18 protein-coding genes are annotated in these 15,801 nt (G+C 38.1%); 7 read left to right on the forward strand and 11 right to left on the reverse strand.

Annotated features, from left to right (window positions below):
• Nucleotides 1-6 precede the first annotated feature (6 nt).
• Genes dut through ACWIWK_RS06165 form a run of 6 tightly spaced genes read left to right on the forward strand, consistent with a single transcriptional unit; the run spans nucleotide 7 to nucleotide 3,827 of the window.
• The gene (dut, locus tag ACWIWK_RS06140; protein WP_454151788.1) at nucleotides 7-462 is read left to right on the forward strand and encodes a dUTP diphosphatase; all 456 of its coding nucleotides are present in this window, start codon (nucleotides 7-9) and stop codon (nucleotides 460-462) included.
• A gap of 24 nt (nucleotides 463-486) precedes the next feature.
• Nucleotides 487-1,131 carry a hypothetical protein gene (locus tag ACWIWK_RS06145; protein WP_454151790.1) on the forward strand — a complete coding sequence of 215 codons (645 nt, stop codon included), beginning with the start codon at nucleotides 487-489 and terminating at the stop codon, nucleotides 1,129-1,131.
• Nucleotides 1,132-1,143: 12 nt separating this feature from the next.
• Nucleotides 1,144-2,178, forward strand: a complete 1,035-nt coding sequence (locus ACWIWK_RS06150; RefSeq protein WP_454151791.1) for a plasminogen-binding protein — start codon at nucleotides 1,144-1,146, stop codon at nucleotides 2,176-2,178.
• The gene (locus ACWIWK_RS06155) at nucleotides 2,178-2,837 is read left to right on the forward strand and encodes a type III pantothenate kinase (protein ID WP_454151793.1); all 660 of its coding nucleotides are present in this window, start codon (nucleotides 2,178-2,180) and stop codon (nucleotides 2,835-2,837) included. Before ACWIWK_RS06150 ends, ACWIWK_RS06155 begins: the two co-directional genes overlap by 1 nt.
• Entirely contained in the window at nucleotides 2,815-3,441 is a 627-nt protein-coding gene (gene hisG, locus ACWIWK_RS06160) for an ATP phosphoribosyltransferase (RefSeq protein ID WP_454151795.1), read from the forward strand. Before ACWIWK_RS06155 ends, hisG begins: the two co-directional genes overlap by 23 nt.
• 56 nt (nucleotides 3,442-3,497) lie before the next feature.
• Entirely contained in the window at nucleotides 3,498-3,827 is a 330-nt protein-coding gene (locus ACWIWK_RS06165) for a hypothetical protein (RefSeq protein WP_454151797.1), read from the forward strand.
• A 49-nt stretch (nucleotides 3,828-3,876) separates the two neighbouring features.
• On the opposite strand, the gene glyQ is transcribed toward ACWIWK_RS06165, so the two are convergent.
• Nucleotides 3,877-4,767, reverse strand: a complete 891-nt coding sequence (gene glyQ / locus ACWIWK_RS06170) for a glycine--tRNA ligase subunit alpha (protein ID WP_454151799.1) — start codon at nucleotides 4,765-4,767, stop codon at nucleotides 3,877-3,879.
• 277 nt (nucleotides 4,768-5,044) lie between these two features.
• Here glyQ and pyrH point away from each other — a divergent pair, with 277 nt between their 5' ends.
• Entirely contained in the window at nucleotides 5,045-5,758 is a 714-nt protein-coding gene (gene pyrH, locus ACWIWK_RS06175) for a UMP kinase (protein ID WP_454151801.1), read from the forward strand.
• 42 nt (nucleotides 5,759-5,800) lie between these two features.
• Here pyrH and ACWIWK_RS06180 read toward each other — a convergent pair whose 3' ends face one another.
• The 10 genes from ACWIWK_RS06180 to xseB all read right to left on the reverse strand — a co-directional run bounded on the left by ACWIWK_RS06180 (nucleotide 5,801) and on the right by xseB (nucleotide 15,797).
• Nucleotides 5,801-6,634, reverse strand: a complete 834-nt coding sequence (locus tag ACWIWK_RS06180; RefSeq protein ID WP_454151803.1) for a YihY family inner membrane protein — start codon at nucleotides 6,632-6,634, stop codon at nucleotides 5,801-5,803.
• Nucleotides 6,635-6,651: 17 nt separating this feature from the next.
• Nucleotides 6,652-7,710: a tetratricopeptide repeat protein gene (locus ACWIWK_RS06185; protein WP_454151805.1), complete on the reverse strand. Its 1,059-nt coding sequence runs from the start codon at nucleotides 7,708-7,710 to the stop codon at nucleotides 6,652-6,654.
• Between the two features lie 152 nt (nucleotides 7,711-7,862).
• Nucleotides 7,863-8,720, reverse strand: coding sequence for a hypothetical protein (locus ACWIWK_RS06190; protein ID WP_454151807.1), 858 nt, complete (start codon nucleotides 8,718-8,720; stop codon nucleotides 7,863-7,865).
• A 35-nt stretch (nucleotides 8,721-8,755) separates the two neighbouring features.
• Nucleotides 8,756-9,901 carry an N-acetylmuramoyl-L-alanine amidase family protein gene (locus ACWIWK_RS06195; RefSeq protein WP_454151809.1) on the reverse strand — a complete coding sequence of 382 codons (1,146 nt, stop codon included), beginning with the start codon at nucleotides 9,899-9,901 and terminating at the stop codon, nucleotides 8,756-8,758.
• Between the two features lie 2 nt (nucleotides 9,902-9,903).
• Nucleotides 9,904-10,992: a nitronate monooxygenase gene (locus tag ACWIWK_RS06200; protein WP_454151811.1), complete on the reverse strand. Its 1,089-nt coding sequence runs from the start codon at nucleotides 10,990-10,992 to the stop codon at nucleotides 9,904-9,906.
• A gap of 14 nt (nucleotides 10,993-11,006) precedes the next feature.
• Entirely contained in the window at nucleotides 11,007-12,263 is a 1,257-nt protein-coding gene (gene tyrS / locus ACWIWK_RS06205) for a tyrosine--tRNA ligase (RefSeq protein ID WP_454151812.1), read from the reverse strand.
• A 16-nt stretch (nucleotides 12,264-12,279) separates the two neighbouring features.
• Entirely contained in the window at nucleotides 12,280-14,427 is a 2,148-nt protein-coding gene (locus ACWIWK_RS06210; protein WP_454151814.1) for a RelA/SpoT family protein, read from the reverse strand.
• Nucleotides 14,428-14,473: 46 nt separating this feature from the next.
• Entirely contained in the window at nucleotides 14,474-14,704 is a 231-nt protein-coding gene (locus ACWIWK_RS06215; RefSeq protein WP_454151816.1) for a DNA-directed RNA polymerase subunit omega, read from the reverse strand.
• Between the two features lie 63 nt (nucleotides 14,705-14,767).
• Nucleotides 14,768-15,541: a flagellar biosynthetic protein FliR gene (fliR, locus tag ACWIWK_RS06220; RefSeq protein WP_454151818.1), complete on the reverse strand. Its 774-nt coding sequence runs from the start codon at nucleotides 15,539-15,541 to the stop codon at nucleotides 14,768-14,770.
• Nucleotides 15,542-15,566: 25 nt separating this feature from the next.
• On the reverse strand, nucleotides 15,567-15,797 hold the full coding sequence (gene xseB / locus ACWIWK_RS06225) for an exodeoxyribonuclease VII small subunit (RefSeq protein WP_454151820.1): 231 nt from the start codon (nucleotides 15,795-15,797) through the stop codon (nucleotides 15,567-15,569).
• Nucleotides 15,798-15,801: the final 4 nt, after the last annotated feature.

Raw genomic sequence — 15,801 nt, forward strand, 5'->3', positions numbered from 1 at the left:
ATATCAATGAAAATTAAGATTAAGAAATTAGAATCTAGAGCGATTATCCCACAATATCAAACTCCACAAAGTGCTGGGTTTGATTTACATAGCTTAGATTCCCATACTTTAAAGCCAAAAGAGCGCAAACTTATCCCAACAGGGCTTGCCTTTGAAATCCAAGATGGATACGAGCTCCAAGTGCGCCCACGCTCTGGGCTTGCACTCAAAAATGGTATAACCGTGCTAAACACTCCTGGGACGGTAGATAGTGATTATCGCGGGGAGATAAAAACACTTCTTATCAACCTAAGCGATGAGGATTTTACTATCAATGCTGGCGATAGAATCGCCCAATGTATAGTAAGCAAGGTATATAAGGCTGAGTTTGAGGAAGTTGCAGAGCTTAGCGAAACTTTGCGCTCAAGTGGTGGCTTTGGCTCAAGTGGTGTGAGTGAAAAAGGCACATACAAGCAATCTTAGAAACAATACAATTTAGGAGAAACAATGAGTATAAAAAAAGACTTAGAACAAATTAAAGATTCTTTTGATAGAGATGGGCAGATTTTAGAGAGTGCATTTCGCTTTGAAGTCCTCTTCAAACGATATAAAAAGATACTGTTTGCCTTTGGTGTAATCGTTATAGTTGGAATCATCGCTTGGCTTGGTAATACTGCAATCACACAAAGCAAACACGATAAGGCTGCTAAGGCGTATTATGATTTGCTTAATGCTAATGAAAACGAAGATTCTGAAAATCTTTTGCATATCATTAAAGAAAACAATCCTGTGTTGCACGATTTATATGTCCTCTCGCATAATCCTAGCGAAGAGCAATTTCTCGCTCTCACAGATTCTCAAAATGCCTTTATCGCAAAAATCGCAACCTATCAAAATGCGCAAAATGCTGTTGCAAAAATCCTACAAGAACTTGAAAGCAACCAAGAGCAATCCTTTAGCCCAAAATTAGACGAAGCTCTAAAATCACTAGATTCTATTGATGATAAGCATTTGAAGGCTTTTGCCCTATTACAAGAATCTGTCTTGCTTCTTAGAGAGGGGAGAATACAGGAAGCAAAACATAAAGCCCAGCTTATTGATGAAAATTCCCCATTTGCAAAATTTGGCGAGCTTATCAAGCACTACAAATAAGGACAATCAACAATGATACTTAGATATTTTCTTTGGGATTTTTTGACGCACAAAATTATAATATTGCTGTTTTTCCTTATTGGAATTGTGCTTTTTACAAATGGGTGCTCATCAAAAAAATATTTCACATCTGATACGAATCTTACAATGGAATTTGCGCAAAAACTTCCATCAAAGATTACCCACTCCTCGCGTAATGGCGCGGTGCTTGCAAACAATGATGTGCTTGACAATAAAGGAGAAATCTTACTCACCATAAAACCAAATCAAAAATTTTTAGCCAAAAGTGGCGAAAAGTATTTATTACAAGAAGGTTGTAAGAATTTGCTTATTGTTGATTCCAAGCAAGAATCCCTGCAAGATATTCCATTTGATAAATGTGTGGCAAGTGCTACTCTAAGTGGGAATCTCATTGCTCTTGTAAGTGTAGAAAATGCCATAGCACTTATTGATATAAGTGCTAAAAAGGAGATTTTTACTCAAAAACTTTCATCTGTAATCGCTATAAACTCACTTAATGTCTCGCCTATATTTGATAGAAACACTATTATTTTTCCCTCACTCGATGGGAGGATTCTCATCTATAACACAAACACAAAAAACATCACAAAAGACATTCTTATCCAAAGTGATAAATTTTTCAACAACATTATCTATCTTTATGCCCACGAGAATCTCATCATTACCGCTACACAAAAACGCATTAGCACTATTTTAGGCAATAATAAAACTTTCAACTACGATGGAAACTTCAATGATATGCTTGTGTATAACAATAGACTTTTGGTTTTAAGCAGTGATGGGAAAATTATAGAACTTGACAACACTCTAAAACCTTTGCGCGAGACAAATTTAGAATACGCCAAACTCGCTTCTATTGTGGTTAAAGAGGGCAAACTTTATACTCTTGATAGACATAAACACCTCATAGAAGTGGATTTACAAAACTTTGAACCAACAATATATAAAATAAAGCTACCAGCTAAAAAATATATTTTTTACACCAATGATAGTATCTTTTATGATGGTGTTTATAAGAGGTTTTAATGGTATTGTGTGATGTGGGGAATACATTTTTACATTTTTTTTACAAGGGCGAAATACGCAAAGAAAAACTAGATGCCCTAAAACCCAAAAAACCAGAAGTGTGTATTTATTACATTAGCGTAAATAAAAAGGCGGAAAAAAAACTTCTCGCCTCTCATAAAAACTGCATTAACCTAGCTCCATACTTTGAGATTAACACGGGATATAGTGGCATTGGCATTGATAGAATCGCCGCTTGCGCAGGGATTGAAAGTGGCATTGTCGTTGATGCAGGTAGTGCAATCACCATAGACATTGTGCAAGACAATGTGCATTTAGGAGGCTATATTTTACCCGGCTTACAGGCATACAGAGATTCTTATAAAAGCATTTCTAATGCGCTTGATTATGATATAGATTTAAGCACCAAACTTGATGCCCTTCCTCTCAACACACGAGCTGCCATTAGCTTTGGGTGTATTAAAAGCATTATTTTAATGATAGGCGATAGCGCAAGGGGCAAAAAAATCACATTTACAGGTGGTGATGGAAAATTTTTTAGTCGATTCTTTGAAAATAGTATTTTTGATGAAGCTGTTGTGTTTAAAGGAATGCAAAAGGCTTACGAAAATTTTATCAAACAAAAGGATTCTTGCAATGATAACAATCGCCTTGCCTAAAGGGAGAATCGCCAAAGATAGCCTTGAGCTATTTTCCAAAATCTTTGGTTGTGAATTTGGCTTTGATGATAGAAAGCTAATTTTACAAAAAGATGGGTTTAGATTTTTGCTCGTGCGTAGCCAAGATGTTATCACTTATGTAAATTACCAAGCCGCTGATATTGGCGTTGTTGGGCTTGATGTGATTGAAGAGCACGGCATACTAAACACTATCAAACTCCTTAACTTAGGCATTGGTAATTGTAAAGTTGTAGTTGGCTCGGAGGTTGGCAAGAATCTAGATTATCAAAAGCCCCAAATTAAAATCGCTACCAAAATGCCAATCATTACTCACAAACACTTCTCTAAAAAGGCAATCCCTATCGAAATCATCAAATTGTATGGGAGCATTGAGCTCGCACCATTGGTTGGATTAAGTGATGGAATCGTGGATATTGTCGAAACGGGAACGACAATGCAACAAAATAATCTCAAAATCGATGAAGTCATTATGGAATCTTCTGCGTATTTAATCGCTAACCAAAATAGCTTTTATCAAAAACAACGCCAACTCTTGGATTTTAGTAAAAAATGTAGCGAACTTCTAAAACAAATACAAAACTGATAAACTTTATGGTAGAATCGTGCTTCCAAAGATAAGTTACAAATGGAGGTGTAACAATGAAAGCACTATGGAAAGTTACTCTAATATGCGTTGTGTTTATAGGCAGTTGCCTTGCTGATTGGAAAATGTTTAGCGATGGGATAGACACTTATATCTATAATGATAAAAGTGGAGAAATTTATATTCGTCATAAACTTGGCAAACAAAATTATGAAGATGTGTTTGTCAAAATGCCTCACGGCACACAACCAAGCGAATTAAAAAGCAAAAAAGAACCAAACCAAAACACACAAACCAAAGCTCCAAACAACATAGACCAAGAGCGATACAAACTCGAAGCACTCAAAAAATCTCAAGAGGCACTTAATAGTGCCCTAGAGTTTTAAGATTCTTAAAAATTAAACAACACAAAAAGCAAGATACGAGAATCTAACCCTACGAATTATGGTTTATCCGTGCTTCTCGCTCGTCCTCTTGCTCTTTATACAGCATAGCGCACGCTTTGGCAAGCTCGCGGATTTTTAGGATATAGTTTTGTCGCTGTGCGACTGAAATAGCCTTGCGCGCATCAAGCACATTAAAATAATGGCTTGAAAGCATAGTATAATCATACGCAGGCAATGGCAACTTAGCCTCTAAGCACCGCTTCGCCTCGCCCTGCGCGCTCTCAAACGCACCAAAAAGCATAGCAGTATCTGCCACTTCAAAATGATACTTACTAAACTCAAACTCGCTTTCTTTATGCACATCTTTGTAATACACGCGCTGTTTAAGAGAATCTAGCCCCCAAAAAATATCAAACACGCTCTCCACGCCTTGAATATACATCGCAAGTCGCTCCACACCATAAGTGATTTCTACCGCCACAGGCTCGCAGGGTAGCCCACCCACTTGCTGAAAATAAGTAAATTGCGTAACCTCCATACCATCTAGCCACACCTCCCAGCCTAGCCCCCACGCACCAAGCGTAGGAGATTCCCAATTATCCTCCACAAAGCGCACATCGTGCTTAGTCGTATCGATGCCAAGTTGCTTTAGCGACTCTAAATACAGCTCTTGGATATTACTAGGATTTGGCTTTATAAGCACTTGAAACTGATAGTAGCTTCCTAAGCGATTTGGATTCTCCCCATAGCGTCCATCAGTAGGACGGCGCGATGGCGCGACATACGCGACACTCCACGGCTTAGAATCCAAACTCCTAAGCAAAGTCGCAGGGTGAAATGTCCCAGCTCCCGCAGGAATGTCATAAGGCTGGACAATCAAACAACCCTGCTCTTTCCAATATGATTGCAGGGTTAATAAAATATCTGAGAAGCTTTGCATTTTTATCCCCTTATACATTCTATATTGCAAATAACTGCCTGCTTTATGCAATGCAACAATACAAAGTGGCATTATAACTTAAATACAAACAAAAATTTCTCTAAAACCAGCTTAGAACTTAAAAAATACAAGACAAATTTTGTGTTATTGTTGAAGTAAATAAAGAATTTTTGTGTTGTATTAGTGTGATATGCAATTTTTTTATATTATGATTGCATTAAAGAATTGTTGGATTTGCAAGATTCCTCAATCAATACCAAAACAATAAGGAGAAAAAATGAAAAAATATAATCGTGTGTTAGTGAAATTTTCGGGCGAGGCATTAGCTGGAAAAAGTGGTTTTGGTATTGATGTGAGTATCTTAGAATATATCGCTAAGGAAATTAAAGAGTTAAAAGACGCGGGATTAGAGATTGGGCTAGTTATCGGCGGGGGGAATATCATTCGCGGGCTAAGTGCTTCTCAAGGCGGACTTATACGGCGCACGAGTGGGGACTATATGGGTATGCTCGCCACCGTGATTAACTCTGTGGCTATGCAAGAAGCATTAGAATCTTTTGGTGTGGATACACGCGTGCAAAGTGCCATAGAAATTAGGGAAGTTTGTGAAAACTACATTCATCGCCGTGCTATTAGGCATTTGGAGAAAGGGCGTGTAGTGATTTTTGGTGCAGGCACGGGGAATCCATTCTTTACTACTGATAGTGCGGCTACACTTAGGGCTGTTGAGATTGAAGCAGATGTCATAGTCAAGGCGACAAAGGTCGATGGCGTGTATGACAAAGACCCACATAAATTCACAGATGCTAAAATGCTTAATAATGTAAGCTATGATGATGCACTAAGAGACCATATCCGCGTGATGGACGACACAGCGATAGCCCTCGCAAAAGAAAACAAACTGCCTATTTTAATTTGCAATATGTTTAAATCTGGGAATCTGCTTGAGATTCTCACAAAAAATAAGGGAACTTATTCCATTGTCCAGTGATTTTGCAAGATTCTTGAAAAGTTAAATCTTTAGGGTGCTTGCTTAGGCAAGATTCTCTTTGGCGTTTCTCCCAAAATCACTAGAAAATCCCTCACAAAAGCGCATTCCACAAAGCACAATAAACCAAGAAATATAAATCCACAGCATTAAAAACAATAAAATGCTAATTTGTCCATACATACTTTTATAAGTTTGGTTGTAAAAAATATAATACATAAACCCCCACTTCGTGATAAGCCAAACTGCCGTGCTAAGAAAACTTGAGAGTGCAAGCGAGATGAATGGTAGGCGTTTGTTTGCCGAGATCTTAAAGAGCAAGAAAAACATCACCCAAGTAATAAAATAGGGCAAAATCTCAAACAAAAAGCTAAAATCCGCCACACCCTTAAGCGTTTTTTGCACTTCGCCACTAAAATAAATCGAAAGCGCAAGCGAAATAGGAAAAAGCGTAATCATCGTCCAATACACAATAATAGAATCTAAGAATCCTCTAGGCTTAGAGTTAAACATTTTGGTAGAAACATACTCAAAGTTACGAAAAAATAAAATCGAAGTCGCCAACACATACGCCAAACCCATCATTCCAAGTTTTGAACCATTTTGGATAAATGTATCAAGGTATTGGGAAAATACATCAGAGTTCGTAGGCACGAGATTTGAAAGGAGCATTTCTTTGATATGTTGCACTTCGCTTTGAAATTGAGGCAAACTCAATAAAATAGAAAAAAACACCAACAAAAGTGGAATGAGTGCAAAAATACTATAATAGCTCAAAGATGCCGCATAAATAAGCGGTTGATTTTGCTCGAAGTAATCATATATGCGCTTACACTCACCACGCGTAACGCCATATAATGCACTGAGTTTTTTACGCATATAAATCCTAAATGTTGTTAAAACCCTAGCAAGCCACCAAGTGTATTAGAGGATAAACCACCATAATTCATCATTGAAGCGTAATTCCTACATCCACCATCTATGCCATAATCACACGCCAACCCAAAGAGCTCTACTGCACGCGCTTTGTTCTGCTTCACACCTGAGCCACTATCATACAACACACCTAAGTTATTGCAACTTTGCATATGACCGCCATCACACGCGATACTAAAATACTTCGCCGCATAATAATAACTTTGCTCTGCGCCCTCTTCGCCTTTAGCATAAAGATAGCCTAGATTTCCACACGCGACTAAGTCTCCTTGCTGGCAAGCAACATAATTCATCTCTAATATGCCCATTTTGTCTTTAGTCATTCCATAGACATTGTTTGTATTTGTCATCAAGCCTAAATTATAGCACCCCAAATCACTTCCTAAATTACACGCCGAGCGATAAGCCTGTAAAGCCTTTGCATAATCTTTTTGCACACCAACGCCATTGGCATACATCCAGCCTAAATTCGTGCAAGCAAGACTATCGCCACCAGAGCACGCCACTGTGTATAAATCAGTCGCAAGTTTTTTGTCTTGGGTAACTCCATTACCGCTATCATAAGCAAGAGCGAGATTCGCACACGCAGTAGCATCGCCACCAGAGCACGCTTGGGCGTAATACTTTACCGCTGTATTTGCATCTGGCACGCCATTTGTCATTCCGTGCATATAGATAAGTCCGCTACCAAAGCAACCAGCAGCATTTCCAGCCTTGCAAGATTGGGTAAAAAGCTCTAAGGCTTTGTTGTATTCGCCCATTTTTGCAAACGCCATCGCGGAATTTAGTGCTGCATTAGCATTTCTCATTTGCTCATTAAATTGCTCAACAGCGTTATTTTCTGCGGTTTGCTCGGGAGTTGGCTCAAGCTGTGGAAGTTGAGGTTGAGAATCCTGTGTTATGTTTTGTTCTGGGGTTGGTTCTTGTTTAATAGTAGCATCTTGGGAATCTATGGGCTCTTCACCAAAGACTAAATGTGCGCCAATCATTAGCATTACAAGAAATATGACTTTTTTCATTGCTCTCTCCATAGATAATGTGAAAATTTCACTATGAGTAAGCAAAAAAAATGCCAAATTATCAAAGTGTCTTTTGTAGGCTAAGAATCCAAAACTTTAGTAGAGCAAATAAAAACTAAAAAACACGGTTAAAGAGATTTTAGGGAAAATTCTCATTTAGACTCCCCCCCCCGAAGTATATATGCACTACCCCACTCTACAATCCAGCTCACAAAGACAAACGCATACATCATATAACGCACTACAAAATAATCCAAACTTGACGCCAAAACTACTGAACACAGCAAAACACACACCATTCCTGCAACAAACACAGCAACATTGGCGTATCCAAAAAAGTCAAGTTTATGGCGATTTCTCATAAATACAGCAACAAAAAGTGCCACGCCACACAAAAGAGCAAACAAATCCAAATAATCAAAAATATTTTCTCTATAATAATATGGCTGAAACGAACAAGCAAAAAGTGCCATAACAACGATACAAAGAGATGGGGAAATAAAAGAAAGAATCCTACCAACAGCACTTTGGGAATCTGCCCGCAAACCAAAGAGAGTAAAAATAAGTGGCAAAAAAATAAAAAATACATATATAAACACACTAAGCAAAATACGCACCTTATACCCGAACAAAATCTCCCACGCGTCTCTTTGCTCAATGCTAGATTCTATGGATAATAGCGCGTTTATATCCTGCTCTTGTGTATCTTGCGTATAAAAAGCAATGCTAATAAAACCAACACAACACACAAACATAAAAAGACTTAAAAAAATATTTGTTTTCTTCTTAATCGCACAAAAAATCACAAAAAATAATGACAATCCAGCCCCACAAAGCAAAATAGTGGTTTTTATTACATCAAAAACATTGCCATCACGCACAAAAATAAAAAAGATATAAGAAAAAGTCTCCGTGTAAGCTGAACCCAAAATGCTTATCATAATCCAACAAAAAAGCGCGAAAAAGACACTAGAGAGGACGGTGTGAGTGCGATTAGTATAAACTTTCATTTGTTTTGCCTACCTTGTTATGAAATTATACAGCCTTAATTTTTCTCAAAATACTCATCAATTCCATCAGCTATGCCTTGAGCGATGAGTTTTTGATAGTCTTTTCTTGTAAGTAATTTTCCTTCTGTGGCGTGTGAAACATAGCCAATTTCTATAAGAATTGATGGCATTAACGCACCTGCTAGCACCCAAAATGGACCATCACGCACACCACCATCAATAGTATTTTTATGTTTTTTACGCACAGATTCTAGCATACCGCCTTGAATATCCACTGCCAGCTTACTTGAAGCAATGAGACGATGAGTATTGATGATATTAAGTGTGATTTGCTTAGAAAAATAGTTGGTTATTTCAATGTCGCCAATATTTTCGGCTTCTACAACCTTAAGCGAACGCTCAGAACGATTGTTAGAAAGGAAATAGGTTTCTATGCCACTTGGAGATTTTTTTCCCTTAGGGATAGAGTTTGCGTGTATAGAGACAAACAAATCCGCATTTTTATCATTGGCTAATTGTGTGCGCTTGATTAAATCAATAAAAGTATCCTTATCGCGCGTCATAAATACATTATAGCCACGCTTTTTAAGCTCTGTGCTTAGGACTTTTGCCACTTCTAAAACAATAACTTTTTCACATACTTTCGCCACACCCATAGCACCGCAATCTTTGCCTCCGTGTCCGGGGTCTATGGCGATAACTTTCTTTTTCTTGCTACTAGATGTAGAGTTTGTTTGTGGTTTGGGCTCTAGTGTTTCTTTGGCTAGTGATTCTTTTGAGGGAGATTCTTTGGTGTTTTTATCTGTTTGGGTGGATTGTGCTTGAGGAGGTTTGGAATCTTTGACGCCAAACTTCACATAAAGATTCTCTTTTTCTTTGATGAGCGCGTAGTCTTTTGTTGGTTTAATGACAATACGCACGATTTGTGGCGTGTTTTGCGCAATGGTAGCAGTAGAATTATCCTTAAAAGCAAAATTTTTCTTGCCTACAACTAAGATTGATTGTATATCGACAAACACTCGCCCATCATTTAGCTTGCTTTCTTTTAATTCTAACCCTGCAATCTCACTATCAAAAACAATTTTTAGATTATTATCCCCAAATGGGACAATATTAAGAATCTTATGCTCACTAAAAGCTAAAGATAAACAACATAGTAAAGAAAGAATAAAAACACGCATACCTACTCTTTATCACTTGTGAGTTCGGTGATAATCTCTTTAACACTTTGGATTTTTTGGATTTTATATCCATTTGCTCCTGTAAAATAAAGTCCATTTTGCAAATCACCCAAATGCGCAGCCCCTAAAGAATCTGCAATGCAATATCCCACTTTTTTAGCCTCTACACCGCGTTTGCAAGGCGAAACACAATTACTCACACAAGCGACTTTGGGCGCATTTCCCTCTTTAATGCGTGATAAAACGCCCATCTTTATCGCACGCGCAGGATACCCCACAGGAGACTTCACAAGCTCAATATCATCTTTTTGCACGCTTGGCATAATCTCTCTATACGCCACAGCATCACATTCATAACTTCCCAAAAATCTCGTGCCCATTTGCACGCCCTGTGCGCCAAGTTTAAAAATCCTATCAATATCATTTCTATCCCAAATGCCACCCGCAGCAACTATGGGGATATTCCCCCATTTTTTGCTCTCATCAACCACTTCAGGCACGATAGATTCTAATTGACACTCTGGTTTGAAGCAATCTTCATAGTTGAAGCCTTGATGTCCGCCACTTAGCGGTCCTTCGACAACCACTGCATCGGGAATCTTGGCATATCTATCCATCCAACGCTTACAAATAATACGCAATGCTTTCGCTGATGAGACAATAGGCACAAGCGCAACATCGGGGAAATTTTTAGCAAATTCTGGCATATTAGTTGGCAACCCTGCGCCTGTAACGATAATATTTGCTCCAGCCTCGCACGCATCTCGCACCACGCGCCCATATTCATTGATAGCATAGAGGATATTTACACCTAGTGGAGCGTTATCACAAATCTTTCGAGCATTTTTGATAATTTCATTTAAGGCTTGCTTAGAATAAAAATTTATCGCTTCAAATGGCTTTGAACTAATAAGCTTTTGTGCAAACTGCATTTTTTTGTAGTATCCTGTCCCAACGGCACTTACAATGCCTAAAGCACCCTCCTTTGAAACATTCCCAGCCAAGTTATCCCAGCTGATACCCACACCCATACCACCTTGAAATATGGGGTATTTGATTGTATGTTTTCCTATTTTTAGCGGTTTAAGCATTTAATATCCTTATTTTATTGTATGAGTATTTTTGCGAACTTCCTCTTACCCACTTGCAAAGTATATTCGCCTTTGTTAAGCTTAAGATTCTCATCGCTCACCTTTTCTCCATCAAGTTTGAGCGCACCTGCTTTAATGTCTCTGCGCGCTTGTGAAGTCGAAGCACATAGATTAGATTCTAGCGCAATTTTGCAAATCCACTCACCATTTTGGAATACAAAAGTAGCAATATCACTTGGAATTTCCCTATTTGTAAAAATTTTATCAAATTCTTCTTTGGCTTGCAAGGCAAGATTCTCATTATGATAGCGAGCAGTAAGCTCTAAGGCAAGATTTTCTTTGGCTACTTTTGGGTGGAGTGTGCCTTGTTGCACTTGGGATTGTAAATGGTGTATATCTTTAAGACTTTTTGTAGAGAGCAACTCATAATACCGCCACATCATAGAATCCGAAATGCTTAAGATTTTAGCATACATTGTCTTTGCCTCCTCTGTTACGCCAATATAGTTGCCTAGTGATTTGCTCATCTTTTGCACGCCATCAAGCCCCTCTAAAAGTGGCACGGTAAGCACACTTTGCTCTTTATTAAGCCCATAGGCGCGCTGCAGTGTCCTGCCAACAAGCAAGTTAAACTTTTGGTCGTTTCCTCCAAGCTCAATATCAGATTCCAACGCCACAGAATCATACCCCTGCAAAAGCGGATACATAAACTCCACCATAGAAATGGGTTGATTATTTTTATATCGCTTTGTAAAGTCATCGCGCTCAAGCATTCTAGCGACAGAAAATTTTGAAGTGAGATTGATGATTCCCGCTGTGCCAAGTGTGCCAAGCCATTTAGAATTAAAGCAAACCTCTGTGTGTGCAGAATCTAAAATTTTAAACACCTGCTCTTTGTAAGTAAGTGCGTTTTGTTCTACTTCTTGCTTACTGAGCGGTTTTCTGGTCTCGCTTTTCCCGCTTGGGTCGCCGATTGTCGCAGTAAAATCCCCAATCAAAAACTTCACATCTCCGCCAAACTTTTGAAAAGTAGCAAGTTTTTGAATAAGCACAGTATGTCCCAAATGTAAATCAGGCGCGGTAGGGTCAAAGCCCGCTTTGACAATAAATCGCTCTTTAGTATGTAAAAATCTCGCCACTAACGCACGAATATATTCCTGCCCGATAAATTCTGTGCAACCGCGCCCTATTTCATTCATAGCGTCTTGTAATTCTTGTTTCTTTTTGGAATCTAGCTCGTTTTCAAAGTCGTTGAGATTTGTTTGCTTCATATAATTACTCCATTTTTTAAGAATACGCATCTTTTAATGCACTAAATTCAATGATTTTGTATTGAGATTCTAGCGTATTTTTCAGTGTTTTGACACTCCCAGCAAATTCAATAAACACTTCACAAAATGTAGAAAATGTGCTATTCATTCTATCGTAATCTACTTTCAGTATGCGTATTTGATGTTTGGCTAAAGTGCTTAAAAACTGCCCTATTACTCCGCGTTTATCCTCAAAAGCGACAATAATTTTATACACAGCCTTTTGGTTTTGCGCCCATTGAGCAAAAACCATTTGTGTATCTTGCTTGATTTGTTCATTTGCCCTCGCACAAAGTTTATGATGGATAAATATTTTATTTTCGTTTTTTATAGCGATGATTTCATCACCATATTTTGGCTGACAGCAATAATCAAACAACGCCTCGTTAATAGAAAAATTGCTAAATACGACAATGTTATCAAGTCGAATCTGACGCACTTTGAAGCGATTATTAAGCTTAAAAAAATCTAAAACTCCCTTTTGTTTTTGCAAATGTGTCCTTAAATAATTTTTTGTATTTTTAAAAAAACCTCTGTCGTGCATTATTTTATGCACTTGAGAATCTAAATTATAATCCTTTAGATACTCTTGTATTTGTGCTGGGGTTCTTTCAAACATTGTGGATAAAATATTTATCGCAGAAATCCTATCAACTTCTTTAATGCGAGATTGGCACGAGATTCTAATTTGAGACTTTGCTTTAGAGGTTTTAATCGCGTCAATCCAACTACAACGAGGCTTGACCTCTTCATTCTCCTCAGCCGTGATGATGCGCACAATATCGCTGTTTTTAAGTGGTTGGAGCAATGAGGCTTGTTGGTTATTCACATACGCGCTTTTTGCTCTATTCCCCACATCGGTATGCACAGCATAGGCAAAATCAAGCACCAAAGCACCGACAGGCAAGCTATAAGTATCGCCCTTTGGTGAAAATACGACAATATCCTCTTTGTATAAATCATTTTTGGCAAGCTCATAAAACTCCTCAATGGATTGGTCTTGATATTGTAAATTGCTTACCCAATTTAAATTTGGGTCTATTCCACCGCGCTTATACTTCCAATGCGCCGCGATTCCATATTGTGCGGATTTGTGCATATCAAAAGTGCGGATTTGCACTTCAAAAATGCTTGATTTATCAAAAATGGTGGTGTGGATTGTTTGATAGCCATTTTCCTTTGGGATTGCGACATAATCCTTTAAACGCGAAACCACAGGCTTAAGGTTAAGGTGCAAAATACCAAGCACTTTGTAACAATCAAGTGGCTTTTTGACGATTATGCGCACTGCAAGCAAGTCTAGGATTTCATCAATGCTAACACCTTTGCGTTGCATCTTTTGATAAATAGAATAATACCGTTTGATTCGATGTTCGACCTCAAAGTCCTTATCTTTATAGCCATTGGTTTGTAATAAAGTGCGAATAGAATCTATAAAAGAATTCAGTTTTAAAATAATGGATTGGTAGTTGTCTCTAATATACGAGTCAATTTTCTCATATTCTTTGGGAAAAAGATAAAAGAAACTCTTATCCTCTAATTCGGCTTTAAGCGATGAGATTCCAAGTCTATGAGCGATTGGCGCATAGACAAGAAGTGTTTCCTCTGCGATGCGCACTTGCTTGTGATGAGGGAGTGCGTCTAAAGTCAGCATATTATGCAATCTATCGCAAATTTTAATCACAAACGCTCGAATGTCTTTGATTGAAGCAAGCAAAATTTTACGAAAAGAAAGCGCGGAAGCGACAAGTTTTTCATTGCTCGCATTGCCAATTTCTTCTTCGCGAATTTCTACGATTTTTGTGAGCGCATCGACTAAATGAGCAATTTCCCAGCCAAAGCCCTGTCCGACATCTTCTATCGTGCAGTGCGTATCTTCGACTGCATCGTGGAGTAATGCCGCACAAATCATCGTCTCATCGCCACCATAAAATGCTACGATACACGCCACACAAATAGGATGAACGATATAAGGGATACCGCTTTTGCGGAGTTGCCCTTGATGATATTCACTAGCACATTGGATTGCTTGTTGGATTTTAGGGGTTAGTGGCGTTAGAGATTGGAGTTTATTTATAGCCAAATCGACACTATCAACCACTCCAACTTTTTCAAAAAAACTCAAAACTACATCCTTGCCTCATTTTCTTTGAGAATCCATAGAGAAGATTCTAAAAAAAATCAGCATTTTCGTCTTGGATTTTCTCTAGTGTTACTTTTCCTTCAGCTATTTCAAATATAGCAATATCAGTGAGTTTATGAGTCTTTGTATTCATATTTTCTACAAGCACGGGCGCACCAAGACTTAGTTCCTTTACGCGTGCAAAGATGAGATTTGATAAAATGTAGCGGTCATTATTAAGTCTATCAAGGGCTTTTGCAACAATTTGTTCCATTCTCATTGGACTTCCTTACATTGGATTTAAGGCGACATTCTAGCCAAAAAATCATTTATTTTAGCTTAATTATGGTGCAAAAATAGACTTCATTGCATAAAACGCACTATCTAGCTCACGCTTAAAGTGCATATACATTGATGGGAGGATAACAATCAACACACAAAAAGCAATAGCAATTTTTACAGGGAATCCAATAACAAGCAGGTTAAATTGCGGATGTGTTTTCATAATCATACCAAAGATAATATCTGAAAACAAAATAATCGCTACAATAGGAAACGCCATACTAAAGCCCACAACAAACAAGGACGCCAACGCACCAGCAAAATGCGCCATTCCTTTTGGCTCAAAGACAAAACTCCCCACAGGCACAGAATCCAAACTTTGAGCAATAAGCATAAGCACAATATGATGAAAGTCAAAACTTAACGCAAGCAATAAAGCTAGGATTGCTAAAAGTTGCGCTATGATAGGCTTTTGTGCTCCTGTTAGAGGGTCATAGGCACTCGCCATTGTAAGTCCCATAGAAAAGCTAATAATCTCGCCACCAAAGCTAATCATCGCAAATACAATCTGCAAGCATAATCCCGCTAAAAATCCAAACAACAACTCAAAAAGTCCAGCCACCATTAAATCAACCACTGTGATTTGTCCTAAATTATATTGGGCTAATGGAAAGCAAACCAAAGTCATAAAAAATATCATTGCTCCACGCACACTTACAGGGATAAGCGTGGAATCAAAAAATGGAAAAAACGCAAACACCCCGCTAAAACGCATTAACAACAATAAGAAAGTAACAACATTCAAATCATTTGTAAGTAGTGGGACAATTTCCATTTACACGCCTCCTTGCGCTACGAAGTTATTTTAAGATTTCATTTTTTTGGGTAATTTCCTCAAATTCCAACTTGGCAGATTCTAACATATCTTGGGCTTGTTTAAGAATCTCTGTGCCCTCTTTAAATAAAAGCAACGAATCTTTTAATCCAATATCATTCGCATTGAGCTTAGCGACAACTTCTTTTGCCTGTGCTATAAGCGTTTCAAAATCTTTTTGTTCGCTGCTTTGCTCTAATAATGTCTTTTGTGCCATATTA

It is taken from the genome of Helicobacter sp. 23-1048, from assembly GCF_053654545.1.

Bases quoted from the DNA above. Each gene is read 5' to 3' on its own strand.
- glyQ (WP_454151799.1), bottom strand. From the start codon at position 4,767: ATGCAAAGCTTCTCAGATATTTTATTAACCCTGCAATCATATTGGAAA.
- pyrH (WP_454151801.1), top strand. From the start codon at position 5,045: ATGAAAAAATATAATCGTGTGTTAGTGAAATTTTCGGGCGAGGCATTA.
- ACWIWK_RS06185 (WP_454151805.1), bottom strand. From the start codon at position 7,710: ATGAAAAAAGTCATATTTCTTGTAATGCTAATGATTGGCGCACATTTA.
- ACWIWK_RS06150 (WP_454151791.1), top strand. From the start codon at position 1,144: ATGATACTTAGATATTTTCTTTGGGATTTTTTGACGCACAAAATTATA.
- ACWIWK_RS06165 (WP_454151797.1), top strand. From the start codon at position 3,498: ATGAAAGCACTATGGAAAGTTACTCTAATATGCGTTGTGTTTATAGGC.
- ACWIWK_RS06180 (WP_454151803.1), bottom strand. From the start codon at position 6,634: ATGCGTAAAAAACTCAGTGCATTATATGGCGTTACGCGTGGTGAGTGT.
- ACWIWK_RS06190 (WP_454151807.1), bottom strand. From the start codon at position 8,720: ATGAAAGTTTATACTAATCGCACTCACACCGTCCTCTCTAGTGTCTTT.
- ACWIWK_RS06145 (WP_454151790.1), top strand. From the start codon at position 487: ATGAGTATAAAAAAAGACTTAGAACAAATTAAAGATTCTTTTGATAGA.
- ACWIWK_RS06155 (WP_454151793.1), top strand. From the start codon at position 2,178: ATGGTATTGTGTGATGTGGGGAATACATTTTTACATTTTTTTTACAAG.
- tyrS (WP_454151812.1), bottom strand. From the start codon at position 12,263: ATGAAGCAAACAAATCTCAACGACTTTGAAAACGAGCTAGATTCCAAA.
- ACWIWK_RS06195 (WP_454151809.1), bottom strand. From the start codon at position 9,901: ATGCGTGTTTTTATTCTTTCTTTACTATGTTGTTTATCTTTAGCTTTT.
- fliR (WP_454151818.1), bottom strand. From the start codon at position 15,541: ATGGAAATTGTCCCACTACTTACAAATGATTTGAATGTTGTTACTTTC.
- ACWIWK_RS06200 (WP_454151811.1), bottom strand. From the start codon at position 10,992: ATGCTTAAACCGCTAAAAATAGGAAAACATACAATCAAATACCCCATA.
- dut (WP_454151788.1), top strand. From the start codon at position 7: ATGAAAATTAAGATTAAGAAATTAGAATCTAGAGCGATTATCCCACAA.
- hisG (WP_454151795.1), top strand. From the start codon at position 2,815: ATGATAACAATCGCCTTGCCTAAAGGGAGAATCGCCAAAGATAGCCTT.
- xseB (WP_454151820.1), bottom strand. From the start codon at position 15,797: ATGGCACAAAAGACATTATTAGAGCAAAGCAGCGAACAAAAAGATTTT.
- ACWIWK_RS06215 (WP_454151816.1), bottom strand. From the start codon at position 14,704: ATGAGAATGGAACAAATTGTTGCAAAAGCCCTTGATAGACTTAATAAT.